General features: G+C 65.0%; 21 protein-coding genes and 1 pseudogene. 9 read left to right on the top strand and 13 right to left on the bottom strand.

Translation table 11 applies throughout. The features are described 5' to 3' along the window. Positions 1 to 46: 46 nt before the first annotated feature. Entirely contained in the window at positions 47 to 1,048 is a 1,002-nt protein-coding gene (locus AC0L3A_RS05735; protein ID WP_473253808.1) for an NADP-dependent oxidoreductase, read from the top strand. A 28-nt stretch (positions 1,049 to 1,076) separates the two neighbouring features. On the opposite strand, the gene AC0L3A_RS05730 is transcribed toward AC0L3A_RS05735, so the two are convergent. The 4 genes from AC0L3A_RS05730 to AC0L3A_RS05715 form a co-directional block, all read right to left on the bottom strand. Further along, a complete protein-coding gene (locus AC0L3A_RS05730) occupies positions 1,077 to 1,874 on the bottom strand; it encodes an adenylate/guanylate cyclase domain-containing protein (protein ID WP_007600635.1) in 798 nt (265 codons plus the stop codon). A gap of 133 nt (positions 1,875 to 2,007) precedes the next feature. Next, positions 2,008 to 3,192, bottom strand: coding sequence for an adenylate/guanylate cyclase domain-containing protein (locus tag AC0L3A_RS05725; protein WP_473253806.1), 1,185 nt, complete (start codon positions 3,190 to 3,192; stop codon positions 2,008 to 2,010). Positions 3,193 to 3,335: 143 nt separating this feature from the next. Then, positions 3,336 to 3,920: a HutD/Ves family protein gene (locus AC0L3A_RS05720; RefSeq protein ID WP_354168887.1), complete on the bottom strand. Its 585-nt coding sequence runs from the start codon at positions 3,918 to 3,920 to the stop codon at positions 3,336 to 3,338. A 103-nt stretch (positions 3,921 to 4,023) separates the two neighbouring features. After that, entirely contained in the window at positions 4,024 to 6,114 is a 2,091-nt protein-coding gene (locus AC0L3A_RS05715) for an adenylate/guanylate cyclase domain-containing protein (protein WP_473253805.1), read from the bottom strand. Positions 6,115 to 6,432: 318 nt separating this feature from the next. On the opposite strand from AC0L3A_RS05715, the gene AC0L3A_RS05710 reads away from it, so the two are divergent. Genes AC0L3A_RS05710 through AC0L3A_RS05695 form a run of 4 tightly spaced genes read left to right on the top strand, consistent with a single transcriptional unit; the run spans position 6,433 to position 8,977 of the window. Continuing rightward, complete coding sequence (locus tag AC0L3A_RS05710) at positions 6,433 to 6,738, top strand: BufA1 family periplasmic bufferin-type metallophore (RefSeq protein ID WP_007600627.1); 306 nt, start codon at positions 6,433 to 6,435, stop codon at positions 6,736 to 6,738. A 46-nt stretch (positions 6,739 to 6,784) separates the two neighbouring features. Next, entirely contained in the window at positions 6,785 to 7,699 is a 915-nt protein-coding gene (gene bufB, locus AC0L3A_RS05705; protein ID WP_473253804.1) for an MNIO family bufferin maturase, read from the top strand. Then, the gene (locus AC0L3A_RS05700; protein WP_473253803.1) at positions 7,689 to 8,468 is read left to right on the top strand and encodes an HvfC/BufC N-terminal domain-containing protein; all 780 of its coding nucleotides are present in this window, start codon (positions 7,689 to 7,691) and stop codon (positions 8,466 to 8,468) included. Before bufB ends, AC0L3A_RS05700 begins: the two co-directional genes overlap by 11 nt. Continuing rightward, positions 8,468 to 8,977, top strand: coding sequence for a DoxX family protein (locus AC0L3A_RS05695; RefSeq protein ID WP_473253802.1), 510 nt, complete (start codon positions 8,468 to 8,470; stop codon positions 8,975 to 8,977). The genes AC0L3A_RS05700 and AC0L3A_RS05695 overlap by 1 nt, the downstream gene beginning before the upstream one ends. A gap of 15 nt (positions 8,978 to 8,992) precedes the next feature. Here AC0L3A_RS05695 and AC0L3A_RS05690 read toward each other — a convergent pair. The 3 genes and pseudogenes from AC0L3A_RS05690 to AC0L3A_RS05680 all read right to left on the bottom strand — a co-directional run bounded on the left by AC0L3A_RS05690 (position 8,993) and on the right by AC0L3A_RS05680 (position 11,078). Next, a pseudogene (locus tag AC0L3A_RS05690) lies at positions 8,993 to 9,837 on the bottom strand (SDR family NAD(P)-dependent oxidoreductase). Position 9,838: 1 nt separating this feature from the next. Beyond that, positions 9,839 to 10,399 (bottom strand): carboxymuconolactone decarboxylase family protein, encoded by a 561-nt coding sequence (locus tag AC0L3A_RS05685; protein WP_219685323.1) that lies wholly within the window; start codon positions 10,397 to 10,399, stop codon positions 9,839 to 9,841. Next, positions 10,377 to 11,078 (bottom strand): TetR/AcrR family transcriptional regulator, encoded by a 702-nt coding sequence (locus AC0L3A_RS05680; protein ID WP_219685324.1) that lies wholly within the window; start codon positions 11,076 to 11,078, stop codon positions 10,377 to 10,379. The genes AC0L3A_RS05685 and AC0L3A_RS05680 overlap by 23 nt, the downstream gene beginning before the upstream one ends. 89 nt (positions 11,079 to 11,167) lie before the next feature. On the opposite strand from AC0L3A_RS05680, the gene AC0L3A_RS05675 reads away from it, so the two are divergent. The 3 genes from AC0L3A_RS05675 (at position 11,168) to AC0L3A_RS05665 (ending at position 13,647) form a co-directional block, all read left to right on the top strand. Next, a complete protein-coding gene (locus AC0L3A_RS05675; protein WP_007600616.1) occupies positions 11,168 to 12,157 on the top strand; it encodes a Bug family tripartite tricarboxylate transporter substrate binding protein in 990 nt (329 codons plus the stop codon). 25 nt (positions 12,158 to 12,182) lie between these two features. Beyond that, complete coding sequence (locus AC0L3A_RS05670; RefSeq protein ID WP_219685325.1) at positions 12,183 to 12,719, top strand: VOC family protein; 537 nt, start codon at positions 12,183 to 12,185, stop codon at positions 12,717 to 12,719. A gap of 112 nt (positions 12,720 to 12,831) precedes the next feature. Next, positions 12,832 to 13,647 carry a class I SAM-dependent methyltransferase gene (locus AC0L3A_RS05665; RefSeq protein WP_473253801.1) on the top strand — a complete coding sequence of 272 codons (816 nt, stop codon included), beginning with the start codon at positions 12,832 to 12,834 and terminating at the stop codon, positions 13,645 to 13,647. 22 nt (positions 13,648 to 13,669) lie between these two features. On the opposite strand, the gene AC0L3A_RS05660 is transcribed toward AC0L3A_RS05665, so the two are convergent. From AC0L3A_RS05660 to AC0L3A_RS05650, 3 genes are all read right to left on the bottom strand, one after another. Then, positions 13,670 to 15,226 (bottom strand): L,D-transpeptidase, encoded by a 1,557-nt coding sequence (locus AC0L3A_RS05660; RefSeq protein WP_007600613.1) that lies wholly within the window; start codon positions 15,224 to 15,226, stop codon positions 13,670 to 13,672. A 357-nt stretch (positions 15,227 to 15,583) separates the two neighbouring features. Then, a complete protein-coding gene (locus AC0L3A_RS05655; RefSeq protein ID WP_007600612.1) occupies positions 15,584 to 16,609 on the bottom strand; it encodes a fatty acid desaturase in 1,026 nt (341 codons plus the stop codon). 167 nt (positions 16,610 to 16,776) lie between these two features. Continuing rightward, complete coding sequence (locus tag AC0L3A_RS05650) at positions 16,777 to 18,213, bottom strand: lipopolysaccharide biosynthesis protein (protein ID WP_007600611.1); 1,437 nt, start codon at positions 18,211 to 18,213, stop codon at positions 16,777 to 16,779. A gap of 305 nt (positions 18,214 to 18,518) precedes the next feature. Between AC0L3A_RS05650 and AC0L3A_RS05645 the strand changes: the two genes are divergently transcribed. Then, positions 18,519 to 19,586, top strand: coding sequence for an endo-1,4-beta-xylanase (locus tag AC0L3A_RS05645; protein ID WP_035994220.1), 1,068 nt, complete (start codon positions 18,519 to 18,521; stop codon positions 19,584 to 19,586). A 12-nt stretch (positions 19,587 to 19,598) separates the two neighbouring features. On the opposite strand, the gene AC0L3A_RS05640 is transcribed toward AC0L3A_RS05645, so the two are convergent. The 3 genes from AC0L3A_RS05640 to AC0L3A_RS05630 form a co-directional block, all read right to left on the bottom strand. Next, complete coding sequence (locus AC0L3A_RS05640; protein WP_354128863.1) at positions 19,599 to 20,549, bottom strand: DUF6492 family protein; 951 nt, start codon at positions 20,547 to 20,549, stop codon at positions 19,599 to 19,601. Between the two features lie 95 nt (positions 20,550 to 20,644). After that, positions 20,645 to 21,439, bottom strand: a complete 795-nt coding sequence (locus tag AC0L3A_RS05635; protein WP_007600607.1) for a protein-L-isoaspartate O-methyltransferase family protein — start codon at positions 21,437 to 21,439, stop codon at positions 20,645 to 20,647. Position 21,440: 1 nt separating this feature from the next. Then, complete coding sequence (locus AC0L3A_RS05630) at positions 21,441 to 24,905, bottom strand: ATP-binding protein (protein ID WP_007600601.1); 3,465 nt, start codon at positions 24,903 to 24,905, stop codon at positions 21,441 to 21,443. Positions 24,906 to 25,034 lie beyond the last annotated feature (129 nt).

Below are 25,034 nucleotides of genomic sequence, written 5' to 3'. Positions count from 1 at the left end.
GGCCGCAAGCTTGCCGTTGCGAAGAACCTCCGGACCGAGAGAAAAAATGAAAGCCCTCATCTTCAAGCGCTACGGCAAGCCGGACCAGATCGCGTTGGCCGAGATCCCGCGGCCGACGCCGAAGCCGAACGAAATCCTAGTCCAGGTTCACGCCGCGGGCTTGAACCCGATCGACAACATGATTCCGAAAGGGACGTTCAAGCCGATCCTCAAGTTTCAGCTGCCGGCCACGCTGGGCAGCGATCTTGCGGGCGTCGTCGTCGAGGTCGGAAGCCGCGTGACCCGCTTCAAGCCCGGCGATGCCGTCTTTGCCAGCATCTTCGATCTCGGCACCGGCGCTCTCGCCGAATTCGCGATCGTGCCGGAGGATGCCGCCGCGCTCAAACCTGCGAATCTGGACTTCGTGCAGGCGGCCTCGATCCCGATGGTCGGCCTGACATCGTGGCAGGCGCTTAGGGAGCCCATACGTCTCAAGCCCGGCCAGAAGGTGTTCATTCCCGCGGGCGCCGGCGGGATCGGCACGTTTGCGATCCAGCTCGCGAAATATCTCGGAGCGAAAGTGGGGACGACGACCAGCACTGGAAATATCGATCTGGTGCGCAGCCTCGGGGCTGACGAGGTGGTCGACTACAAGACGCAGCAATTCGAAGCGGTGCTGCGGGACTACGACGCGGTGCTGGGTACACTCAGGGGCGACGCAGTCGAGACATCGCTTCGGATCCTGAAGCGGGGGAGCAGGATTGCTTCGCTGGTCGGGCCGCCGGACGCCGCGTTCGCGCGCGCCCGCGGGATGAACTTCGTCATGGTGTTCCTGTTCGGATGGCTGAGCCGCAAGATCATTCGCCAAGCCGGCAAAATCGGTGCTGAGTACTCGTTCGTGTTCGTGCACCCGGACGGCAGCCAGCTCGCCGAGATCGGCGAGCTGCTCAAGTCCGAGCGTATCCGGCCGGTGATCGACAAGGTCTTTCCGTTCGCACAGGCGAAAGAGGCGCTGGCATATCTGGAAAAGGGACGGTCCAAGGGCAAGGTCGTCGTCCAGATGAGATGATCGCGTCTATGCGGCCCCCCCAATCGCCTCAGCCCTCCACCCGCCACAGCCGCCAGCGCTCCGGCACGCCCTTGAGCTGGTGCACGCCGTGTTCCCTGAGGCGGATCCCGGACTGCGGCGCCAGCAGCTCCTTCACCGCGCTCGACACCAGCACCTCGCCGGCGCGCGCCTTTGCGGCGACGCGGGTGCCGATGTGGAAGGCGAGGCCGACCGCCTCAGTGCCGCTCACGGTGTATTCTCCGGCATGCAGGCCGACCCTGATCTCGAGGCCGAGCGTACGCACGGCCTTCTGAATCGCGGTCGCGCAATTGATTCCGGCAGCCGGCGTCTTGAACGTCGCCAGCACGCCGTCGCCCGTCGTCGTGACTTCCTTGCCGCGCGAGCTCTTCAGCTCCTTGCGGACCGCCGCGTAATAATGGCCCATGATCTTGGTCCAGCGGACATCGCCGAGCTTTGCGGCTTTTGCCGTGGAGCCGACGATATCGACGATCAGGATCGTGGCGAGCGCCCGCTTGAGTTCGGTGCTGCCTGCGGCCGGTCGGCGCCGGAGCACGATCGCGCCGGCCAGCGGTTCATAACGATGGTTGCGGCGTCGCGCGATCGCGGCCTTGGCGTAATCCTGGGCCCGCTGCGCGCTGCCGCAGCGAATTGTCTTCTGCTGCGGCAGACGCGTCCAGTAGACCTTTCGTCCGTCACCGGCGCCCTGGACTTCCACGGCGCCCCATTTCAGGAGGATCGCGGTGCCAACGCGCCGGACACACCACGCCTTCGACGTGTAGCCCGATACATTCGACTGATGGATTCCAATGCGGAGGAATTTTGGCATGAACGTGCGGCCGATCGATGACACGCTTGGACGAAACGCTTGGGCGGCGTCGCACCGAGCGTAGTCACACAATCCCGGGTTGGCAACAGGACTCGAAGCTCGCCCGCTGCTGGGCCGGGGGCCGCCGTCATCTTCAAAACGCAAAAAGCTCGATCGGATCGCTGAAGCCGCGCACCTCATATTTGCCGACATGCTCCAGCTCGAACTCTCGCTCGACCAGCTCGGCGAAATCGCGTGACAGCAGCACTTTCTTTCCCAATTGCTTGGTCAAAGCTTCGAGTCGCGAGGCCATGTTGACGGCAGGACCGATCACGGTGAAGTCGAGCCGGGTGGACGATCCGATATTGCCGTACATGACGTCCCCGACATGGACGCCGATGCCGTAGTTCAGCGGCGCGCGGCCGGTGCCGTTGTTGCGGGCGTTCAACGCGATCATGGCCTGCCGGGCTTCGGTCACGGCATGCAGCAGGTTTGCGCAGGCCTCGGGCTCGCTCAGCGGAAAGATGGCGAGCAGGCCGTCACCGATGAATTTCAGGATCTCGCCGCCATGCCGCGCGATCGGCTCCGACATCGCGTCGAAATAATCGTTGAGCAGGTCGATGACGTCGTCGCGCGGCCAGTTGTCGGAAATCTTGGTGAAGTCGCGCAGATCGCAGATCATGATCGCGGCGCGCACCGTCGTGCCGGTGCCGCGCCGCGTGGCGCCGGCCAGGATGAGCTCGCCGGCGTGGGAGCCGACATAAGTCTCGAGCAGCGTTCGCGCCAGCCGGTTCTTGATGCGAATCTCGCTGACCAGCGCCAGCACCGGCAATAGGTTCTTGAGGGCGGCGACGTGCGCGTCGTCGAACCCGCCGGGCCGGTTGGTCGCAAAGGTGACGAGATGGCGCTTGCCGAGCGTATGATAGAGCGGCCAGGCCACATAGTCGGTGAGGCCCTGCGCGCGCATCTCGCGGTAGAGCGCGTGCTTGCGGCCGAGCGCTGGCTCCTGCTCGAGATTTTCGCGCAACTCGGTCGCGCCGTCGAACATTTCGTTGGCGGGACTGCCGATGAACTCGGACCGCTCGCGGACGTCATGGTCGACCCGTGCAATCTCCGCCTCGCGCATGCCGTCGGACCACATGAAGCGGGCGCCCAGCCATTGCGGATGGTGGATCAGCACGTGAAGCGTCGACCGCGCCAGCGGAATGCCGGCCTGCTGAAGCCGGATGCACATCTCGGCAAAGATATTGTCGATGAAGCGCTGGTCGCGCGTGCCGTTGATCAGCCAATCGACGACGCCGTCGGACAGCGTGGCGGATTTCTTCTCTGGCGCGGTCATATCTGCCCGTTCATATCCTGGCCGTCCACATCGTGTTTTGGGCGGCGGTCTGCATCAAGGCAGATATCGTGCTCCGGCGCGACGGCGTCAACCTAGCCAGTTGCATGGATTGTACGCATCGCTCTGATCGGCGGGAACGCCGTTCAGCCGACGACCTGGATAGACCCCAGCACGGCCAGCCCCGAGACGAGCGCAAGCGCCGATGCTCCGGTCAGTTCGACCTTCAAGGTGTTTTCGTGCGAAATCGCAAAATCCGTGCCGTCGAGACGGATGTCGCAGTCGCCATGCGCCGCGTAGATGAGATGCGTGCCGGCGGGCAATCGCCGGTCACCGGGCGCCCTGAGCGCTTCGAGCTCAAGCGCGACCGCACCGCGCCGGCCCATCAAATTCACGACTTCGACTGGCCCTTCCTGGAGCTCGGTGACGATCTCGAGCTCGCCGGTGAAACGCACCGTGGTGAACGGCTCGCGCTCGTCGAATTCCTGCGTGGGCGACTTCAGCACCAACCCGCGGCCGCCGACCACCATCTGCAAACGGTCGATGCCGGGCATATGGGAGAATGGCCCGGCCGCCACGATCGGCGTGGAAGCAAAGCGCCACAGCAGGCTGTCCCAATCCCTCACGCTGGAATCGGCGCGATGGGCATCCGCGATATCGGTGAAGATGCCGCCGCCGTTCTTCCAGGGCGAGCGGGTATAGTCTTCGGGTTTCAGCAGGGTGGTTTTCATGTCTCGAGGTGGTCCGGGAGCGCAAGAGCGCGGGTGTCAGTTGCGTATCATGCAGACAGGATCGTCGCCAGCTCACTTCCGTCAGCGCGCCAATCTTTCGCGACTACTTCGTCGTCAGTGCCGCGACTGGGCGCCACGCAACATCAGGCGCGCTCTCAACCAACTGCCGACAGCGGTCGCGCATCAGTTCAGCCGGACGATCCGGGCCGCGCATGTTCAGCACGGCTTCGAAATCGGCGAGCGCGGCGGCAAACCGGCGCGCGCGGTAGTTGGCGAGGCCCTGTTCATAGCGGACGATCCAATCTTGCGTCTCGCCGCCGTCCTCTCCGACGAGTCCGACCAACTCGTAGACCGCAAACCCCTCCTCGCGTCCATACACGGCGATGCTGTCGATCTCGCGCGTGACGATGGCGCCGCGTGCGAGACGTTCGGTCGCTTCGCCAATGAGGATTTGCGTGCCGTAGGATTTGTTGGCGCCCTCGAGGCGGCTTGCGACGTTCACGGCATCCCCGATCACGGTGTAGTTCAAGCGCAGTTCCGAGCCGATATTGCCGACCAGCATGCGGCCGGAGTTGATCCCGATCCGGATCTGGAGCGGCTGGCCGAGATCGTCGGCAAGGCCCGACGCCGAGATTGCCCTGCAACAGCCGAGCGCCGCGCGGCAGCAGCGCAGCGCGTGGTCGGCCTGCGGCTGCGGCGCGCCCCAGAACGCCATGACGGCGTCGCCGATGAACTTGTCGATGGTGCCGCCATTCGCGACAACGGCCTCGGAGGCGAGGTCGAGATAGCGCGACAGCAACGGCACCACGCGATCGCCGAGCCGCTCGGACAGCCCGGTGAAGCCGGCGATGTCGACGAACATCACGCTGAGCTCCTGCATGCTGCCACCGGGTCTTGCCTCGACGCCCTGGCGCAACAGCGAGCGGACCAGATCGGCCGGGATGAACTTGCGAAACGCGGACAGGCCGGCCGCCATCTCGGCGATCGCGCCCGACAGGCTCGCGATCTCCTTCAGCCGCGACGGATGGCGGCGGACCTGCTCCAGCGCGAAGGCTTCGACATGACGGAGCTCGCCGACGACACGCGACAGCGGCGCGGCGATGACGGAACGCGCCAGCATCGCCGAGGCCAGCGCTGCGAGCACGGCGCCGATGGCAAGGCCGAGGATCAGGCGGCGCAGCGTCGTCTCGACCGGACCGAGGAACTCGGCCTCGGGGATCACGGTCGCCAACGACCAGCCGGGAAACGGCAGCGGCGTGAGCGCCACTTCGTAAGCCGCGCCACCCGATGTCAGCCGGCTTCGCCAGGCTTCCTTGCGACCATCCTCGCCCGCCTTCACGAGCGCCATCCGCGCCAGCGGTAGCAGCGTCGTATCGCCCTTCGCAACGTGCAGCTCGTCGGCATCCTTGTCGGGCGCCGCGATCAGCTCACCACTGCCGTCGATGATGAAAGCCGTTCCGGTGCGCCCGACCTCGAGCTGCGACAGGAAGCGTGCGAGCCTGGTGTATTCGATGATGACCGCGAGCACGCCTTGCCGCTCCTGGTACACGTCGATAGGTCCGGCAAAGGCAATCGACGGCCGCTCGCCGGTCGGATGGTCCATGACCTTGAACCACTCCGGCTCCCCGGCCGCCAGCCCGGTCTTGAACCAGGTGCGATCGGCGACCCGAAAATCGGTCGGCTCGAAACGGCGATTGGCGAATTCGATGTCGCCGGGCACCACGTCGTATTCGTCGATGCGACGCTGGCCGGCATGATCGGTCAGCGAGATCTCCATCATCTCCAGGCGGCGGTCGCCGAGCTTGTGCGCGGCGAAGAAGGTCCCGTCGGGCCAGCCAAAGGCGACCCAGGAGATCGTCGCCTGCGATTGCAGTTGCGACAGGAACACGAATTCGCGCTTGTCGGCCTCGCGGGTGTCGAGCACGTTCTGCAGGAACAGGGTGCGGATCGCGGTGTGGGCGGCACGCGCCTCGTCGACGATCGCGGCCACCTCCTTGCGGACGGCGGCCACGATCTGCTCGTTGATGGTCGATGCGAGCTGCCGGCTCGCCGTCTCCGCCGTGCGCCACCACAACAGGCTGGAGAGAGCCGCGGTCAAAAGGATCGCGGTCAGGACCAGCGCCGAGACGGCGAGCCGAATGCTGACCGTCAGCTTCGCGATCGCGCGCAGGTGCCGTCCGGGATCAACATTCATCGCTGTTTCCGTTCTCCGGCAAAGCGGCGACTGGCCACCTCCTGTACCGCTCTACGCAGCGCGTATGCATTCGTTACCTGTGGCAGCCATCGCGCCCCGCCGCCAATGCTCTCCGGCTAAGGTCTCGATAGAGACTAGGCATTGGATTGACCGGCCAGTCACCCGCTAATCCGATCCAAGCGCACAGCCCGTGCGCCCATCTAACCGCCTCACGAACTCGTGACCTACTTGATTGGTAACGCGAGCCGGGTGCGAGGCGAACCGAACAAGGCGCTCTTCGCCTGCCAGGCGATGCCATCTCGAACAGGAGAAACTTCAATGTCTGCCAAACTTGCCGTGACCACGCTCGTTCTCGCCGGCGCTATGTCGACCGCACTGGCGACTCTGGCCACTGCTGCTCCGCTGACCAAGGCCGAGGGCGACGCGGCCGTCGCCGCCAAGAAGGAAAAATGCTTCGGCGTCGCCCTCAAGGGCCAGAACGATTGCGCGGCCGGACCAGGCACGACCTGCCAGGGCACCTCGACCGCCGACTTCCAGGGCAATGCCTGGAAATTCGTCCAGGGCGGCACCTGCACCAGCATCGAGCTGCCGGGCGGCAAGAAGGGCTCGCTCAAGCCCGTCTGACGCGCTGCGTCGCGACCACCACAACAGGGAAGAGCGGAGAGAAACCATGACGACGGCAATCGCGCCTGACATGTCTGCGGTGCCCCTCCGCTATTCCGCGTCCCTCGGCGGCGTCGCCGGGACGAGCTTCAAGCCCGAACACCTTCAGGCGATCCTGAGCACGAAACCGCAGCGCGGCTTCTTCGAGGTCCACGCCGAGAACTATATGGGCGCCGGCGGACCGCCGCATCGCGCGCTGGAAGCGATCCGCCGCGACCATCCCGTCTCGCTGCATGGCGTGTGCATGTCGATCGGCGGACCACAGCCGCTCGACAAGGCGCATCTGGCCCGCTTTCGCGGATTGGTGGCGCGTTACCAGCCCGCGCTGGTATCCGAGCATCTCGCCTGGTCGACGCATGAGACCAGCTTCTTCAACGACCTGTTGCCACTGCCCTATACCGCGGCGACGCTCCGAAAAATCTGCGATCACATCAACCAGGTGCAGGACGCGATCCGCCGTCCCCTGCTGCTGGAAAACCCGTCGACTTATGTCGCCTTCCGCGAATCGTCCATGAGCGAGACCGATTTCATCCGCACTGTTGCCGAACGCACCGGCTGCGGGCTGCTGCTCGATATCAATAATGTCTTCGTGTCCGCGACAAATCACGGATTCTCCGCGCTCGACTACCTCGCGGATTTTCCGCTGTCCCGCGTCGGAGAGATTCATCTCGCCGGCCATGCCGAGCAGGCCGACGACGAAGGCGACCTGCTGCTGATCGACAGCCATGACGGCCCGGTCGCGGACGCCGTGTGGAAGCTGTACGAGATCGTCATCCAGCGCCGCGCTCCGGTGCCGACGCTGATCGAGTGGGACAGCAAGATCCCGGATTGGCCGGTCCTGCAAGCGGAAGCCGCCGCTGCGCAGGCGATCCTCGATCGTTACCGCCCGGTCGGGCTGACGGGAGATCGTCATGCCGCCTGAGCCTGACCTTTGCTTTGCCGCAGCCTTTGCACCGGCGCTGCTCGACCCGGTGCGCCCTGCGCCTGAGATCGTGGCCGGTCCGAACGGCAAGGCCCCCGGCAAGCGCTACGATGTCTACCGCAACAATGTCACGGTCAGCCTGATCGACGCGCTCGCCGCGATCTATCCGGCGGTGCAGCGCATCACCGGCACCGACTTCTTCCGTGCCATGGCGCGCTTCCATGTTCGCCAGACGCCGCCGATCTCACCGCTGCTGTTCGACTACGGCCGCGACTTCCCCGTCTTCATCGCGCAATATGAACATGCGCAGATGATGCCATGGCTCGCAGATGTCGCACGCATCGAGCGGGCCTGGCTCGATGCCTATCACGCCGCCGACGCAGCACCGCTGTCGCCGGCGCAGCTTGCCGCGGTTGCACCGGAGCGGCTCGGCGATCTCGTTCTCATATCGCACCCGGCGGCGGGAATCGTGCGGTCGCAATTCGCGGCGGTGACGATATTTTCCGCCAACCGCGATACGTCGCCGGTCGGGCGCATCGACGCTGCGACACCGGAGGACGCGTTGGTCACGCGCGCCGAATTCGATGTCGAGGTCCGGCATCTTCCGCCCGGCGGTGCCGCATTCGCGAGCAGCCTGATGTCTGGTCGGCCGCTCGGCGAGGCCGCTGCACGCGCACTGGACGCGGCGGCCGAGTTCGACCTCGCTTCGAACGTCACCGGCCTGATCCAGGCGGGCGCCTTCACCTCAATCACTTTCGGAGACGTCTGATGATCACGGATCAACGCATGCAGGCGGGCGGCGGCCTGCCCGCGCTCGGGCTCCTCGTCGACAAGGCCAATCATCTCGTGCAGACCATCGCGTCGCCGTCGCTCGTTCAGCTCGTGCTCCGCGTCGCGCTGGCGGTGCCGTTCTGGCGTTCCGGCATGCTCAAATGGGCAGGCTTCCTCAGGCTCAACGACACCGCGGTGACGTTGTTCAGCGACGAGTTCATGCTGCATCTGCCGGGCGGGCCCTTTCACTATCCGGCGCCGACGGTGATGGCGTTCCTCTCCGGATGCGGAGAGATCATGTTTCCGATCCTCCTCCTGCTAGGCTTCGGCACGCGGTTTGCGGCGCTCGGACTGCTGTTCATGACCGTCATCGTCGAGCTGACCGTGCCGGACGGCTGGCCCATCCACATCACCTGGGCGTCGATGGCGCTTGGCATCATGGCCTACGGGCCGGGCCGGGTCTCGCTGGACCACCTGATCTGCCGAGCGCGCTCGCCCGAGCCATAGGCGTAAGGTGCCCTCTCACATCCCGCTCAGGCCGCTATCGACCGCGAGCGTCTGCGCGGTGACGTAAACGCTCTCGTCCGAGAGGAAGAACAGCACGGCATAGGCGATTTCCCAGGCGGTGGCCTGGCGGCCGAACGGGATTTGGCCCTTGCCGCGCGAGGGTCGGCCGGCGCCGGCCTCGCGGCCGTTCGGCGTGTCGACGAGGCCGGGATAGACCAGGTTGGCGCGGATGCCGCGGCGCGATCCGAGATGGGCGATGTTGCGCATGAGGCCGCCGAGCGCGGCTTTCGAGGAACCATACACCGCCATCTGCGAGCCGGCCTTCAGCGCGGCGATGGAGGAGATGAAGACGATCGATCCGCCGTCGTCGAATTTCGGCAGGCCCGCGCAGCAGCACAGCATCGGCCCGCGAACGTTGACGTCGTAGATCGCATTCCACTCCTCGGGGCTGACGGCGTCGAGCCCGACCTTGCCGAAGGTGCCGATGTTGAGCACCATGCCGTCGAGCCCGCCCATGGCGCGATGCGCCTCCTCGATCATGCGCACGATTTCGGCCTCCGAGGTGACGTCGGCGGCAATCGCAAAGGCTTCGCCGCCTTCGTCGGTGATGCGCTTGACGGTGTGCTCGGCCGAGGTGCGGTTGCGATCGGCGACCGCGACCTTGGCGCCCTCGCGAGCGCAAAGAATGCTCATGGCGCGGCCGTTGCCGATCGGATCGGTGGCGGCGTCGAACACGCGCTGGCCACCGCCGACGATCAGGATGCGGCGCCCCTTAAGGCGCCCCTGCCCAGCGCTTCGCCCAGCGATTCCGCACTCGGCGGGCGGACGTAGCGGTCCCGCTTGCTATCGGTATCCGTCATCTCAGGCGCCCGGCTTCTTGCCGCCGTCATAGACCGCCATGCCGGCCGCGGGATCGAGATCCGTTTCGGTCGCCTCGGTGACGCGCGCCATCATCATGTAGAAGCCGAGCGCGACGATGGATTCGACGATCTCCTGGTCGCTGAAATGCTCGCGCATGGCGGCGAAGATCGCCTCGGGAACGCGGACGTTCTCGACCACTTCGCGGCCGAATTTCAGCAGCGCGCGCTCGGCCTCGCTCAAGCCGGCGGCATCGTAGTCGGCGCGCTCGACCGCGTCGATCTGTGCTTGCGTGCAGCCGACGCCAAGCGCGATCGGCACGTGCTGGCGCCATTCATAGGCGCCGCCTTCGAGCTGGGCTGCCTGGAGGATCAGGAGCTCGCGATTGACCGCACTGAGCTTCTGTTTGTGCAGGATCGAATTGCCCAGCCGCATCGCCGGGATCATGTTGGCTTCGGCGTGCGCCATCATGCGGAAAATATTCAGCTTGACCGGCATGCGGTCGAACGAGGCGCGGATGTCGCCGCTGGTCGTCTCCGGATCAATCAGGGGCAGCCTTGCCACGATTCTCTCCCTTGGCTTTTCGTTTCTTGTTGTCGTTTGTCCCGCCATCCGCCGCGATCAGCGACAGGAAGAAGGCGAGATAGCGGTCGATCGCCTCGATCACCTTCGCCCGCGACGACGGTGCCGCGCCCATCACGTAATGCTCGAGACGGATGTAGATCAGCCCGGCCGCAAACAGCCGCGCGGTCTCACGCGGATCCGGAGTCGAGACCAGACCGGCGAGCGCAAAGCCGCGGAAATAATCCGTCATCATGCTCTGCTCGCGCGCATAGAAATGATCGGCGAATTTGGCGCGGATGCCGGGCACGCGATTGCGCTCGGCGGTGATGACTTTCTGGAACTGATGCTCGCGCGGATCCGACCATTGCTCGACCAGATCCAATGCAAACTGGCGGCAGAACGCGGCGGGCTGGCGCGCGAGCTGCTTGTAGCGCGGTTCTTCCAGCCGGCTCGCCGAGCTGGCCGGACCGTGCTCGCTGACGATCGCCTCGAGGATCGCGGCCTTGCCGGCGAAGTGATTGTAGAGGCTGCTCTCGCGAATGCCGACGCGACGCGCGAGCTCGCGCATCGAGGCGCCGCCATAGCCGCTCTGCGCGAACAGATCGAGCGCCTCGGCGAGGATGCGCGCGCGGGTCGTGGGCGCAGCCGCTTCCGCCGCGCTGGTGGTGTGAACAGCCATTCGGCTTGACTAACGAACGATCGTTCGCTAGTCAACCGCTTCAACTCCGCTCTCAAAAGAAGCGGAGAGCAATCTGGGGAGACCAGGTCATGGCGCGCTTCGTCCATTTTCGTCTGCTGCGCGCCGCAACATTGTCATTGGTCGTAACGTCCTCGGCAATGCTGCCTGCGCGCGCCGAGGATCCGGCCGCCTATCCCACCCACAAGATCAGGATGCTGCTGCCTTATGCGGCCGGTGGCGGCGGCGACGTGATCGGGCGGCTGCTCGGCGACAGGATGGGCAAGACGCTCGGACAGAGCGTCTATATCGAGAACCACACCGGGGCCGCCGGCACGCTCGGCACCCAGATGGTCGCGGCGTCGGCGAATGACGGCTACACTATCACCGTCGGCGGCATGACCACGCATGTGCTGGCGCCGGCGATCTATCCGAAACTGCCCTACGATTCGATCAAGGATTTCACCACGATCGGGCGCATCGGCACGTCCTCGATCATGCTGGTGGCGACCAAGGATTTTGCGGCCGACGACATCAAGGGCCTGATCGCGTTGGCCAGGAAGGGCGAGCCGATCCAGTACGGAAGCTGGGGCGTCGGCTCGACCGGACAATTCTGCGCGGAAATCCTGATGCAGCAGACCGGAATCAAGATGGACCACGTGCCGTTCAACGGCATCGCCAAATTGGCCGGCGATTTGCTCGGCGGCCACATCTCGCTGGCGACACTCGACATGGCGACCGCGACTCCGCTGGTGAAGGACGGCTCGATCAAGGCGCTGGCCGCCTGCGGCGAACGCTCGCCGAGCCTGCCGGATGTCGCAAGCTACAAGGAACAGGGCGTGCCGTTCGACCGCAGCCTGTCCTGGGCGATGTATGCGCCTGCGGGCCTTGCCGAACCGATCGCAAGAAAGCTGTCGGCGGCATTGAAGGACGCGCTCGCCGATGCCGAGGTCAAGGAGAAGCTGCTGGGGCTCGGCATCACGCCGCAATTCGTACCCGGCGACGAGCAGCGTGACATCAACGCCCGCGACATCGCGGCCTGGAAGCAGGTTGCCAAGGACGCGGGCATCGAGGTCAAGTGATCAAGCTGACAAGAGGAGCGCTGGCATGAGCCGCATCTTCGGCGCGGTGCGCCAGAACGGATATGTGGTGCGGGACATCCACGCCGCGATGAAGCACTGGATCGAGGTGATGGGCGTCGGTCCCTGGTACTACATGGACCGCGTCAAGACCGACTGGTTTCGCCATCGCGGCGAAAACTCCGCGGTCGAGATGAGCATCGCGCTGGCCAATTCCGGCGACCTCCAGATCGAGCTGATCCAGCAGCGCAACGACGCGCCCTCGCTGTACAGGGAATTCCTCGAGTCCGGCCACGAAGGCCTCCAGCACATGTCCTACTGGAGCCACGACTACCAGGCGCTCTACGACAGGGCGCTCGGGCTCGGCTACAGGATCGGCCATGAGGGCCAGATCGGCGGCGACAAGGGGCGCTTTGCCTATTTCGACACCCAGGCCCATCCGGGCACCGTGATCGAGATCTCCGACATCAGCGGCACCAAGGGGCCGTTCTTCGAGAAGGTCCGGCAGGCGGCTTTGAGCTGGGACGGCACGCGGCCGATCCGCGAGGTCGGCGGGAGCCGATGACGCCGGCGGCCGGCAAGGCGATGCAGCAATCGGCCGGAATTCACCGCGCTGCTGGCGCGGTAGAAATCTATGGTAACGTGAGCTTCGTGTCCGAACCTTCAGCGAGGCAAGCATGTCCAACACTGACAAGGTTTTCGCCGGCTCGATCCCGAAACTCTACGACGAATATCTGGTCCCGCTGATCTTCGCCGTCTACGCCGAGGACATCGCAAGACGTGTCGCGGCCCGGTCTCCCTCCGTGCTGCTCGAGATCGCGGCAGGCACCGGCGCCGTGACGCGCGCGGTGGCGGCGGCGCTGCCGCGCGGCGTCCGTTATGTCGCGACCGACCTCAACGAGCCGATGCTCGCCGTCGCGGCCCAGCGCCAGGCGGATGACGATCGCATCTCGTGGCGTCAGGCCGACGGATCGGCCCTGCCCTTCGACGATGCCGCCTTCGACGTGGTCTGCTGCCAGTTCGGCGCCATGTTCTTTCCGGACCGTGTCAAGGCCTACGGGGAAGTGAAGCGCGTCCTCAACGGCAATGGCACGTTCGTGTTCAACGTCTGGGATCGCATCGAAGACAATGTGCTGACGCATGAAGCGACCGTCGCGCTCGAAAAGCTGTTTCCCGACGACCCGCCCCGTTTCATGGCCCGGACGCCGCACGGCTATCACGACAAGGCCGTCATCAGAACCGACCTCGAACGCGCAGGCTTTCGTGACATATCGATCGAAACGCGAGCTGAAATAAGCCGCGCGCCGTCGCCCGAGCACGTCGCGATCGCGCTCTGCCAGGGCACGCCGCTGCGAAGCGAGATCGAGGCACGCGATGCCAGCAAGCTTCAGGCTGCGACCGACATCGTTGCCGAGGCGATCCGGACGCGCCATGGGTCCGGACCGATCGAGGGCAAGATCCAGGCTATCGTGATCGAGGCGCGGCGGTCGTGACGGGCTTCGATCTGCCCGGCTCCTACCAGAAGCCCCGCTGCATCGGCTGTGCCGGCTGATAATATTGATACTGACCCCGCCGCCGCGGATTGACCGGCTGCGGGTTCGGATCGCGCTGGAAGAAGAAGCCGAAACCGTTGCCGCCATTGTCCCAGCCGTCGTCGCTCGCCATGGCCATCGGAGGCGCGGTCGGCTTGCGCGTAATGAAACCGCCCTGGGGCTGGTTGCTCAGCACCGCGACGAACTCGGTGCGGTAGTTGGTCTCGCTGCTCAGCGGCTCGTCCGAGATGATGATCGAGGAGCGCGGCAACGCGGTCGGCGCAATGCGATCGAGCACCTCCTGCGGGATGGTGATGCGATCGAGCGCGTTCCTGGCGTTGTCGCCGTCGTCGATCGTGACCACGCTCCAGCGCAGACCCGTGTCGTTCTTCGCCATCGCCGTGAAGATATGCGTTCCGAGCGGCTGATCCGGATTGCGGATCGTGACGGGAACCTCGATGCTGGTGTCGAACACCTCGCCGCCGCCGTCCGGTGCCGGCTTGTGCGTGTTCCGCCGCACATAGAGCTTCTGCGTCGCGCGGCTGATGTAGACCGAGACCGGCTCGAGCGCGAGCTTTGCGTCGGTCGCAGCCTTCACGGCGTCGGCCTTCCTGGCCGCTGCCGCCCTGGCCGCCTCTTTCGTGGCAGCGACCGCATCGCGCTTCGGCTGTGCGGCGGCCTTGGCGGCATCGAGCTGCGTCGCCGCGTCGCCGGCCTTGATGGCGGCCTTCTGCTTCAGCTCCTCGGCCTTGACGCGGGCCTGATCGGTCTTGGCCGCCGCGAGCTGCTTGTCGGCAAAGGCGAGCTCGGCGTCAGCGCGGGTCTTCTGCTGTTCCAGCTTGCGCAGCGAAGCCGGCAGCGATGCCGCCTCTTTCGCGGCCAAAGTCGCCTCCTTCTTGGCCTCGTCGGCCGCCCTTGTGGCCTCCTCGGCCTCACCGGAGAGCTTGCCGATCCGGCCCGGCGCCGCCGCAATGGCGTCCCGCTTCGGCATGAACAACGCGGGATGAACGATGTCGATCGGCGCCGCGTCGTTCGGCGAGATGATCACCCGCATCCCGATGTTGGTCTTGTCGAACAGGCCCTCCGCGAAGCCGAACGGCATCCGCACGCAGCCATGCGAAGCGGCGTAGCCGGGCAGCGGCCCGCCATGCAGCGCGATCCCGTTCCAGGTGATGCGCTGCATGTTCGGCATCCAGGCGTCGTCATACATGGTCGAGTGGTGGTCCTTGTCCTTCTCGACGATGGCGAAGACGCCGGCCGGCGTCTCGCGTCCCGTGGTGCCGGTGGACACCGGCGCGCGGAAAATCCAGCCCTCGGCGTCGTAGAAGGTGACCTGCTGGCTTTTGATCGACACGATCGCCATGATCGGCTCGCCGGCCTCGCGCGGCGCCACCGCCTCGACCGGCTGACGCGCCTGCTTGGCCGCATTGGCCGGGGCCACAGCCGCAAAGGCGAGCATTGCCGCCAAGGTCGCAATTCCGGGAGGCCCCCAACGCCGCATCGCCACGGTAGATTGCGCCGTTGTCGTCAGGTTTCTCATGCCATCCTCGGTCGAAATGCCAGTCCGCCGGTCATTGATCAGATTGCGATCTTTGAATTAAGAAATTGCAGCCGCCTTACGTTCCGTCTGTGGCGACATTCGGCACGTTCCGGCGATAAATCTCATATACGACGGTTGACGCAGGCGGAAGGGCGGCGCGCGGCCGAAGCTGGCGGTCTATCGCTGCGACAGAATGACCGGGGGTCGGTGACACGGCTGCCAGCGCCCGGCGTCGGACGGCGAAGCCACCTTGAACGGGCGCAGAACGCCCATCGCCTTCCGATCGCGCGGATTCACGCCATTCGGCGGCCGCGCGGGGGCGGTGTAAGCGAAACCGCTGGGGCCAAGGCCGCCTTTTCAAACAAGCTTGGCTCCCTTGCCAAACAAGGCTGCCTCTCCAAAGGAGACGAGCCGCTGCCGCTCCTCGTCCCACAAGGTCAGCCGCACGGTCCGCAAACTCTGGAGCAGCGTAATCCGCCCGACACCAGCGAACTGCGGATTGTCGCGCAACACGTCCTGCAAGCGATAGTAGGGAATTCGACTGGACAAATGATGGATGTGGTGGACGCCGATATTTGCCGTGAACCATCGCAGGACGCCCGGCAATTGATAGTGAGAGCTGCCGTGCAGCGCAGCGTCGTGAAAATTCCAGGTCTCGTCGTGGGCCCAATGCGTGTGCTCGAACTGGTGCTGGACGTAGAACAGCCAGACGCCGATCGACGCCGCCAGAACAATGATCGGCAGATGCACGAGCAGGAACGGCCCATAGCCGACCAGCTGGATCATCGTGACGACGAGAACCGCGAGGGCGATGTTCGTGCCCATCGTGCTCAGCCAGGGTTTCCAGCCGCGACCCATCATCCCGACCGGCAATCGGTGCTTCAAGATGAACAAATACGAGGGACCGACGCCAAACATCACCAGGGGATGTCGATACAAACGATATAGCGTCCGACGCCATCGCGACCGCCCGAGAAATTCCCGCGTGGTCAACGTGTCGATGTCGCCTAAGCCCCTTTGATCGAGATTGCCGGAGTTCGCATGATGGCCTGCATGGTTGCGCCGCCAGTAGCCGTATGGCGTCAGTGTCATCACGCCGAGGGCACGGCCGACCCAATCGTTCGCAAGGCGGCCGCGGAAGAAAGAGCCGTGTCCGCAATCGTGCTGGATCATGAAGAGGCGGACCAGCAAACCCGCCGCAGGCACCTCCAGCAGGAGGGCAAACCAATAACCCTGGTCAAGAGCGGCCCAGATCAGAGCCCAGATGACGACGAACGGTATCGCCGTAATCGCCAGTTCGAGGATACCCCGCGCATTGTCGGGCTCGCGATAGTGGGCAAGCAACTGCGCCGATGCGCGGATTTCCGGTATTCCTTGGCTCATATCTGCTCTGCTCCCGACATGCGGCCCAAGAAGCACGGTTATGGCCATGGACGCAACAAAAACGCCCTCCGCCTGGAGCGCTTCCGGTCGGAACCGAGCCATCGCCAGGCCAAGCGGCGCTCTCGGAGCTTCAGACGGTGAGGCCGAGCCTCGTCAGATATTGCGGCTTAAACGCCCAGCGCCTTGCGGTTGAAGGTTCGCAGGAAACGCAGCGACAGCGTCCGGACGTTTGCGACGTTCAGCAACCAGCCGGCAGCGGCATAAGCGAGCCCGCCGGCGAGGCTCACGACCATGAGCGGGACGAGGCCGATCCCATTGACCTGGGATCGTGCTACGAGGATCGCAGCCGCCATCGCTGCGGCGGAGACGGCAACGCCGGCCAGGCGGTGGAGGTCGAACGGGACCGGATGGGCGCGATGCATCAGGACGACGGCAACGAGGAAACCGATCGCTTCGGTCGCAAGCGTCGCCAGCGCCGCGCCGTAGAGACCATGGCTGGCCACCAGCACGAACATCAAAGCCACGCTCACGACCAGCGTCAGGAACGACTGCGCCGCCAGCATGAACGGTCGCTCGGCAAGCTGGAAGCTGATCTGCACGTAGAATTGATTGGCGATGCCGAATAAGCGCGCGAGCACCAGCGTTGGCAGCAATACCGATACGCCGGTGCGGAAGTCGACGCCGACGAGCGTGCCGGCGACCTGATCGGCCGCAAGCGCAAGCCAGACGGCGACGGGCGCGACCACGACGAGCAGAAGCTCGAGGCTCTCGGTCAGCCGCTCCCGCGTCGTCTCGATGCTTTTGTCCGACAATGACCGGAACACCAGTGGCACGGTCGCCGCGGCGACGCTGGAGGCGATCATGACCATGAACTGTCTCGGCAGATCGGCGGCGACGCCAAAGATGCCGGCGGCGTCCTTCCCGAGCAAATAAGCCACGATGAGCCGGTCGCAGGCCGAGTAGACCGCAACCGACAACCCCGCCAGCGTCAGCGGCAGGCCGTAGCGCGCGAGCTGCACGAACTGGCTGCGCTGAAAGCGCGCGATCCTGGTGCGGTCACCGACGAGGTTCAGGATGATCCCGGCGAGCGAACCCAGGCCGAATGCGGCGAGCAGTCCCAGTCCACCCCAGCCGAACCAGATGCCGAGCAGGCCGAAACCCACGCTCGATACGCTGCGCACGATCGAGATCGCCGCGAACCTGTAAGGGCGCAGCTTTGCGCGCTCGAACTCCTGGCCGACATCGACGGCATTCGCCATGATCGCGACGAACATGCTGGCAAGCAGCAGCCCAACGCTGAGATCGCTGCGGAACAGGAAGACCAGCGGCGTGGTGGCGCAGAGGACGGCAACGGTGAGCGCGAAGGCGACCATTGCAGTGCCTCGAAAATCCACCTCGGCCGACATCGCCTGATAGCGCGACACCGACAGCTTGATCCAGGCGAAGAAGATCGCGCCCACAATGCCGGCCAGGCTGATGCCGACGACATAGACGCCGTACTCCGCCGGCGTCAGCAGCCGGGTGTAGGCCGTGACGGCGAAGAAGCCCACCGCCGCAGGCAGGATGTAGGCGACGAGATAAATCGAGAAATGGCGGTTCAGCATGCGAGCACGGGACCGGCAACGTTATTGCGAGTGTGACGGCCGTTCATCAATTGGACCATGGCGGGGCGAACGAAATGCGCCGCAGCATCTCTCAAGAATGTCACATAAGTCTGGAGATCGGGCGGCGAATGCGGCTTTGAGGCCGCTTTCGCGGGTTAGCGTTAAATTTGCCCTTCCCTGGTGGGGGCACGACCACTGAAAGGAACCGTAATTCGGAGATGGCAAAGTTAACCCAAGGAGGGAAAACCCCGGCGTTGCAAGGCGTCGCTTGGTACGATGGCGCGTTGGCTCCGATAAGGAATGCCGTGACCAGGCTCGACAGACGCGAATTTCTCCTCGGCAGCGCCGCAGCACTCGCGGCGGGCGCGTCGGCGTCCGCAGCGCCGGCGTCGAAACTCGCCCAGCGCCATCAGGGATTTGGTGCCGCGGCCACGCTCTGGGATCTGCAAGCCGATCCCAGGCTTGGCGAAGCCATCAGCACCTATTGTACGCAGGTGGTTCCGGTGCTCGAGCTGAAATGGCCGATGCTGCGTCCCGACGCGCACACCTTTGCTTTCGAACGTGCCGACGCGATCCTGGATTTCGCCCGGCAGAACGACCTGACGATGCGCGGGCACGCGCTCGCCTGGTATCACGACATTCCGGACTGGACCAAGCAGATCAAGGATACCGAGGGCGTCGAGCGCGCCTACATCGACCACATCGGCACCGTCGTCTCCTATTACAAGGACAAGCTGACGTCGTGGGATGTCGTCAACGAGCCGATCCCGGACAATCCACGCAGCCCGAAAGACCGCCGCGAGTCGTTCTGGACGCAGCATCTGGGCAATCGCTGGATTCCGCTGGCGTTCCGCACGGCGGCCGCGGCCGATCCCTTGGTCAAGCTCGCGATCAACGAATACGACATCGAGTCGGCAAAGGACACGTTCATTGCGAAGCGCGCGGCCTACCGCCATCTCATCATGGACCTGCTCGACCAGGGCGTGCCGTTGCACGCCGTGGGATTGCAATCGCATCTGCATGCCGAGCTCGAGATCGACACCCATGGGCTCGCGGAATTCGCCACCGAGCTGCGCGCCTGGGGGCTCGAGGTGCTCGTCACCGAGCTCGATGTCGACGACCAGAAGCTGACGGGGACGCCGGCAGAGCGCGATGCCATCGTCGCCAAGCGCGTCGACGATCTCTTGACCGCGATCTCGACCAGCGGACCGGTGCGCTCGATCCTGACCTGGGGTCTCTCGGACCGCTACAGCTGGATCAACGGCACCTTTGCCCGGCCCGACAAGCAGCCGAACCGTCCTTTGCCGCTTGACGGCGAGTTCAAGCCGAAGCCGTTCATGAACGTGATCAGCAAGTTCACGAGAGACGCGTGAAGGCGCCGGGTCTCAGCGCGTCTTCGGAGCCTCGAACTGAACCTCGTCCCCCATGTCCTCCGGAGACAGGCTCGGACCGCGACGGTCGCGCGAGCTGAGACGGAACACGTCGCGGATGTCGTCGATCGAGGTCGACGAATAGGATTGGATGCACAGCGCCACCTGGTCGGGCGAAGCGGCGCGCATCATCGCTTCGATGGCCGGGCGGTCGAGGCGCGTGTCGTCCCAATGCGAGACCGCGATGCTGTCTTCGGTGACCCGATGGGCGGCCAGATGCGCGGGCGCGTTCGCGACGAAATGGCCGTACATGAGATATTCCGAGAACTTCTTCTTCCGGCACAGTGCCAGAACCCAGTTCAATCCCGTCGCCGACTTGATCGCCTCAGTCATCGCACGCGCGGTGTCCTTGTCCCAGACCAGCGCGTTGCCGACATAGTCGTCCGCAGGGAAGGACCGGTCCTTGATGCCAAGGAGCTGATCGACGGTGCGGAGCCACAGGACATGCAAGGGGTGGGCGGCGTCGATCCCGTTGCGCGTGACGAATAGCGGCGTCTTCTCGGCGCCGGCATACTGGCCGACGTCGAATTCGCGGAAGAACAGATTGTCCGAATCCAGGATGCAGACGCGCTGCTCCGGCGCGTTGAGGACGCCGGCGATCTTGAGAATCTGCTGAATGTGCCAGCCATGAACAGGTGACGACAGCAGCGACAGCCAGACGCGCCGTTTGCTGATGAACTGCAGAGCCGGCGGCAGCGCCCACAGCCATTTCGGCAAATAGCGCGAGGCCGGAACGATGACGCGCTTGTCGGAAGCGAACCGCGCGAACAGCGGCAGATCCTCATCGTTAACGAGAACATAATGCCGCGTGTAGCCCGTCAACCAGGTGTCGATGCTTTCGCTGAGCAGCGAAAAGCGCTCGATATCCTTGGCGTAGCTGGCGGTCAGCAGGGCAACGGAATGCATGGCGCGCGCTCGTATGGCGATCAGGCCGCAGTCATAGCGGCGCCGAGGCGTGTTGAATACTTACATTCGCAATCAAGGTAAAATGAAACGAAGCATTAGCCATCCGACGGCAGCCCCTGCTCGATGCCGCGAAAACGCAGCGTCGCCAGTGCGGAGGCGCGCTGCCACCAGTCGGCGACGCGGTCGTCGAGCGCGGTCACGCCTCGACCCTGACCGGGGAAGATCCGGATCTGCTGCACCGCCTCGGCTTCGAACCCCTTGCCCTTGCGGGTGATCTTGAGCGCGGCGCCTTCGCGGTCCCGCTGGGTCAGCGGCACCAGAAGGCGGCCGCGCGGACGAAGCGACCGAAGCCACAGCGGATGCGGCTGCGAGAAGCCGGCATGAACGATGATCACGTCGGCGGGCTCGCCGATGTCCTCGCATCCGTCGCCATGGACGACCGCGACGTTGCGATAGGCGCCAAGATAGGTTGCGGCCCGCGCCGCAAGCCGCTCGTCGCATTCGATTGCCTGCACCCTGCCCTTCGGGCCGACGATCTTCGACAGCACGGCCGAGAAATAGCCGAGCCCGCAGCCGATCTGGACCACACGGTCTTTTTCCCCGACGTCGAGCAAATCGATGAAGTGCGCCCACAGGCTCGGCAGTCCGGTGTCGAGCTTGCGGCGCGCATCGATCGCGACCAGCACATTGTCCTGGAGATGAACGGGATCGGCATCCGGCGTCAGCCGATAGTTGCGCGCCGCCTCGCTCTTGATGCGCCACGGTCCCTTCGCCAGAAACTTTTCGCGCGGAACAGTGCCGAGGGCTTCGAGCAGGCGCGTTGAAGAGATCCGCTCGCGCCTTGCGATCAGCTCCACGTAACGCGCACGCGCGGCGGCAAGATCGCTCATCTCAGGGATCGGCCTGTTCACGAACGAGCGCGCCCGCGCCGAGCTCGTCGATCAGTTGCATCGCCTGTTTCAGGTCCGGCGTGGAGAAGCCCTCGCTGAACTTGCCGAGGATCGGTACGAGCAGGAGACGAGCGTGCTCGCGCTTGCCGCCTTCGTGCGACAGGCGCGCGAGGCTGACGGCCGTGCGAAGCTCCCAGGACAGCGCGCCCTGTTTGCGCGCGATCTCCAGCGACAGGTTGAACAGGTCCTCGGCCTCCTGCACCGAGGCCGGATTCCCGTCCGACAGGGTGATCTCGCCTTGCAGGCGGTAGACTTCGGCGAGGTAGGAGTGGTCGCCGGTCCGTCTTGCGGTCGCGAGCGCACCGTCCAGCGCGCGCAAGGCGGCATCGCGCATCCCGACCTTGGCGTAGGCCTCCGCAAGCAGGCAGCGAAACCAGCAGCCGGCGAGCCAGGAATCCATCGCTTCGTATTCGTCGAGGCCGAACCGCATCTGGCTGAGGCCTTCGTCGGCCTCGCCGAGCTGCGCCAGCGCCCAGCCGCGCAGGATCGCCGCCTGCTGCTTCCAGTGCAGGAAGTTGTGCTCGGTGGCGATGATCATGGCACGGTTGGCGTGGTCGCGCGTGCCCTCGACATCGCGCAAATGCTGGCAGAGATAGGCGCCGAACACGAGCGCGAAGGCGAGCGTGAAGGGGTGGCGGATCTTCTCGGCGTTCGCGATCGCCTGCTCGCTGTGCTGGCGCGCCGCGTCGGGCCGGCCGAGGAACCACAGCAGATAGCCGAGATAGGACAGCGAGACGACGCCGGGATCGGTGCCGTGCCGCTCCATCAGATCGGAGTGCAGGTCGGGGCTGTAGAGGTCGATGCAGCGGTGCAGATGATGCTGGGACGCGGCAAAGCGCCCGCGATAGAGCATGGTCATCGCGATCGAGCGATGCGCCTCGATCAGATAGCCGGTCTGCTGCGCCGGCTGTGTCCCCTCGTTCAGCCGCTCGCGCTTGGCGAACTTCAACAGCTCGACGCTGAGATCGTGCGCGCGGGTCAGATCGGCGCGGATGAAATGACAGACCCAGAGCCCGCGCGTGGCGGCGAAGGCCTTTTCGTCGTCGTCGAGCTGCTGGCCGAGTTCGAGGGCGCGAACGTAGTTCTCCTCGACCTCCTGCACGGCATAGCCCTTGGCGGCGATCAGCGCGTTGCCGAGCGCGATGCGCAGTTCGAGCTCCATCTCGTCGGCGCCCTGCATGCGCGCATTGGCCTGCACGACGCTGAGGCCGCGGCCCAGATGCCCGATCGCCTCCAGATTGGCGCCACTCTTGGCCGCCTGCTTGCCGGCCTTGAGCCAGAAGCTGGCGGCGCTCTCGCTCTGGCCGGATTCGGTCATATGATGGGCGAGCAATTCCGGTTCGCGCTCGGTCTTCTCGGGATACATCTCGGCGAGCACCTGGGCGATCCGGGAATGCAGCTTGCGCCGCTCGCTGTGCAGCAAGCTCGCATGCGCGGCGTTCTGAATCATCACGTGCTTGAAGGAGTAGAGCGCGTCGGGCGGATGGCCGCGGCGCATGATCAGTCCGGCCTCCTCCAAATGATTGAGCGCGGCCTCGATCTGTTCGGCGGGTGTGTTGGCGACCGCGTGCAGAGTCTCATAGGAGAATTCGCGGCCGATAGTGGCGCCGATCTGCGCGATCCGCTTGAACGGCCCCATCCGGTCCAGCCGCGCCATCAGCGAGTCCGTCAGCGTCGCCGGGATCGCGAGCTGCCGCCACGGGCCCGACAGGACGTAGCGCCCGTGCCGTTCGGTCAGGAGGTTGGATTCGAGAACCGTCTTGGTCAGCTCCTCCAGGAACAGCGGCACGCCGTCGGTCTTGACGATGATCTCCTCGATGACCTCCTTGGGAAGCTCGCGTCCCGCCACGCGCTCGACCAGCGTCGCGCGCAACTGCCGGCTCAACCGGCTCAGCACCAGGGTCGTGATATGCGAATGGGCGTTCCAGCTCGGCTGGAATTCGGTGCGCGCGGTGATGATGACCAGGATTGCCCGGTTCTGTGCCCGATCGACCAGGAGATCGATCACCTCACGGGACGTCGGGTCGATCCAGTGCAGATCCTCGAATGCGATCACCAGCGGCTGCTCGCGCGCAAGGCCGAGGAAATGATTGACCAGCGCCGCGACGGTCGCATCCTTTTGCTGCTGCGGCGACAGCTCCAGTGGCGGATAGCGGTCACCGGTCGGAATGGACAACAGCGCGGCAAGCAGCGGCGCAACCTGCTCGATGTCGCCATGAGCGGCAGCGATCGCGGTCTCCAGGCTCGCCAGCGACTGCACGGACGCATCCTCGCGATCGAGACCGAGAGAGTATTTGAGCTGCTCGGCGAACGGATAGAACGCCGTGGAGGTGTAATAGGGCGAGCACTGGAACGAGACCTGTCCATGGCGGTCACCGGCGATCCGTTCGAAGATTTCCTGGATGATGCGCGACTTGCCGATGCCGGGCTCGCCGAACTTGACCACGACCTGGCCCTCGCCCTCCTTGGCCTGCTGCCAGCGCCCCATCAGCAGCGCAATCTCCTCCTCGCGGTTGACGAGCGGGGTCAGCCGCGTGCCCATCGCGGCGGCGAAGCGGGTCTCCACCCGCGAGGCGCGCATCACGTGCCAAGCCTGGGCCTTCTCCGAGATGCCCTTCAGCGCGTGGACGCCGAGATCGCGGTAGTCGAACTTCCCCTTCAGCAGCGACTGGGTCGACGTGGAAATCACCACGCCGTTGGGCGGCGCCAGACTTTGCAGCCGCGCGGCGAGATTGACGGTTTCTCCGACCGCGGAGTCGCGCTCTTCGGTGCCCTGTCCGACGAGGTCCCCAACCACGACGAGACCGGTCGCGATGCCGATGCGGACGGCGGGTGAGTGGCTGAGCGCACCACGTGGCTCGATCGCGCGGGCGGTCGACAGCACCCGGACGATTTCCAGCCCCGCTCGCACGGCGCGCTCGGCGTCGTCCTCATGTGCGGTCGGATAGCCGAAATAGACCAAAATACCGTCCCCGACGAAGCGGGCGGCAAAACCTTCGTAATGCTTCACCACGCGGACACAGGTTTCGCGGAAGCTCGCGATCATGTCGCGCACGTCTTCCGGATCGAACTGCACCGAAAGCGAGGTGGAATCCACCATGTCGCAGAACATGGTGGTGAGCTGACGCCGCTCGGCGCCGACCTCCGTCCGGACTTGCGGGCGCGCCGTCGCGTCGGGCTTTTCAGCGGTTTCGGCCCGGAACAACGCGGTCATGGCTCGCTGGAGCCGCTTCCGATCGCCGAGCGGCAATCCAAGCTCGACGAGATCGGATTCGGTCAGGTCTCCCATGACGTCGAGATCGAGACGGTGCTGCGCGAAGAGATCGGTATAGTGGCTAAGACCGATACCCTCGAGCCAGCGCTTCAGCCCGCCTTCCGCTCCCGTGCCCGGCTCATTCTCCAGCATGGTGATTCCGCCCGACCAATCACTCCGTCGAAGGGCTTAGGGCCCCGCAACCACAGATTTTGGGGCCAAAACTTCACCTCAGACTGGACGCGTTCCCTAACTTCTTGGAAGAATAGCCCAATCGGATCA

It is taken from the genome of Bradyrhizobium sp. MI1.3 (genome assembly GCF_055811695.1).
This window is presented reverse-complemented; position numbering and strand designations above follow the sequence as displayed.

Excerpts from the sequence above, each read along its gene's own strand:
- AC0L3A_RS05735 (WP_473253808.1), top strand. The coding sequence starts at position 47 with ATGAAAGCCCTCATCTTCAAGCGCTACGGCAAGCCGGACCAGATCGCG.
- AC0L3A_RS05730 (WP_007600635.1), bottom strand. The coding sequence starts at position 1,874 with ATGCCAAAATTCCTCCGCATTGGAATCCATCAGTCGAATGTATCGGGC.
- AC0L3A_RS05725 (WP_473253806.1), bottom strand. The coding sequence starts at position 3,192 with ATGACCGCGCCAGAGAAGAAATCCGCCACGCTGTCCGACGGCGTCGTC.
- AC0L3A_RS05720 (WP_354168887.1), bottom strand. The coding sequence starts at position 3,920 with ATGAAAACCACCCTGCTGAAACCCGAAGACTATACCCGCTCGCCCTGG.
- AC0L3A_RS05715 (WP_473253805.1), bottom strand. The coding sequence starts at position 6,114 with ATGAATGTTGATCCCGGACGGCACCTGCGCGCGATCGCGAAGCTGACG.
- AC0L3A_RS05710 (WP_007600627.1), top strand. The coding sequence starts at position 6,433 with ATGTCTGCCAAACTTGCCGTGACCACGCTCGTTCTCGCCGGCGCTATG.
- bufB (WP_473253804.1), top strand. The coding sequence starts at position 6,785 with ATGACGACGGCAATCGCGCCTGACATGTCTGCGGTGCCCCTCCGCTAT.
- AC0L3A_RS05700 (WP_473253803.1), top strand. The coding sequence starts at position 7,689 with ATGCCGCCTGAGCCTGACCTTTGCTTTGCCGCAGCCTTTGCACCGGCG.
- AC0L3A_RS05695 (WP_473253802.1), top strand. The coding sequence starts at position 8,468 with ATGATCACGGATCAACGCATGCAGGCGGGCGGCGGCCTGCCCGCGCTC.
- AC0L3A_RS05680 (WP_219685324.1), bottom strand. The coding sequence starts at position 11,078 with ATGGCTGTTCACACCACCAGCGCGGCGGAAGCGGCTGCGCCCACGACC.
- AC0L3A_RS05675 (WP_007600616.1), top strand. The coding sequence starts at position 11,168 with ATGGCGCGCTTCGTCCATTTTCGTCTGCTGCGCGCCGCAACATTGTCA.
- AC0L3A_RS05670 (WP_219685325.1), top strand. The coding sequence starts at position 12,183 with ATGAGCCGCATCTTCGGCGCGGTGCGCCAGAACGGATATGTGGTGCGG.
- AC0L3A_RS05665 (WP_473253801.1), top strand. The coding sequence starts at position 12,832 with ATGTCCAACACTGACAAGGTTTTCGCCGGCTCGATCCCGAAACTCTAC.
- AC0L3A_RS05660 (WP_007600613.1), bottom strand. The coding sequence starts at position 15,226 with ATGAGAAACCTGACGACAACGGCGCAATCTACCGTGGCGATGCGGCGT.
- AC0L3A_RS05655 (WP_007600612.1), bottom strand. The coding sequence starts at position 16,609 with ATGAGCCAAGGAATACCGGAAATCCGCGCATCGGCGCAGTTGCTTGCC.
- AC0L3A_RS05650 (WP_007600611.1), bottom strand. The coding sequence starts at position 18,213 with ATGCTGAACCGCCATTTCTCGATTTATCTCGTCGCCTACATCCTGCCT.
- AC0L3A_RS05640 (WP_354128863.1), bottom strand. The coding sequence starts at position 20,549 with ATGCATTCCGTTGCCCTGCTGACCGCCAGCTACGCCAAGGATATCGAG.
- AC0L3A_RS05635 (WP_007600607.1), bottom strand. The coding sequence starts at position 21,439 with ATGAGCGATCTTGCCGCCGCGCGTGCGCGTTACGTGGAGCTGATCGCA.
- AC0L3A_RS05630 (WP_007600601.1), bottom strand. The coding sequence starts at position 24,905 with ATGCTGGAGAATGAGCCGGGCACGGGAGCGGAAGGCGGGCTGAAGCGC.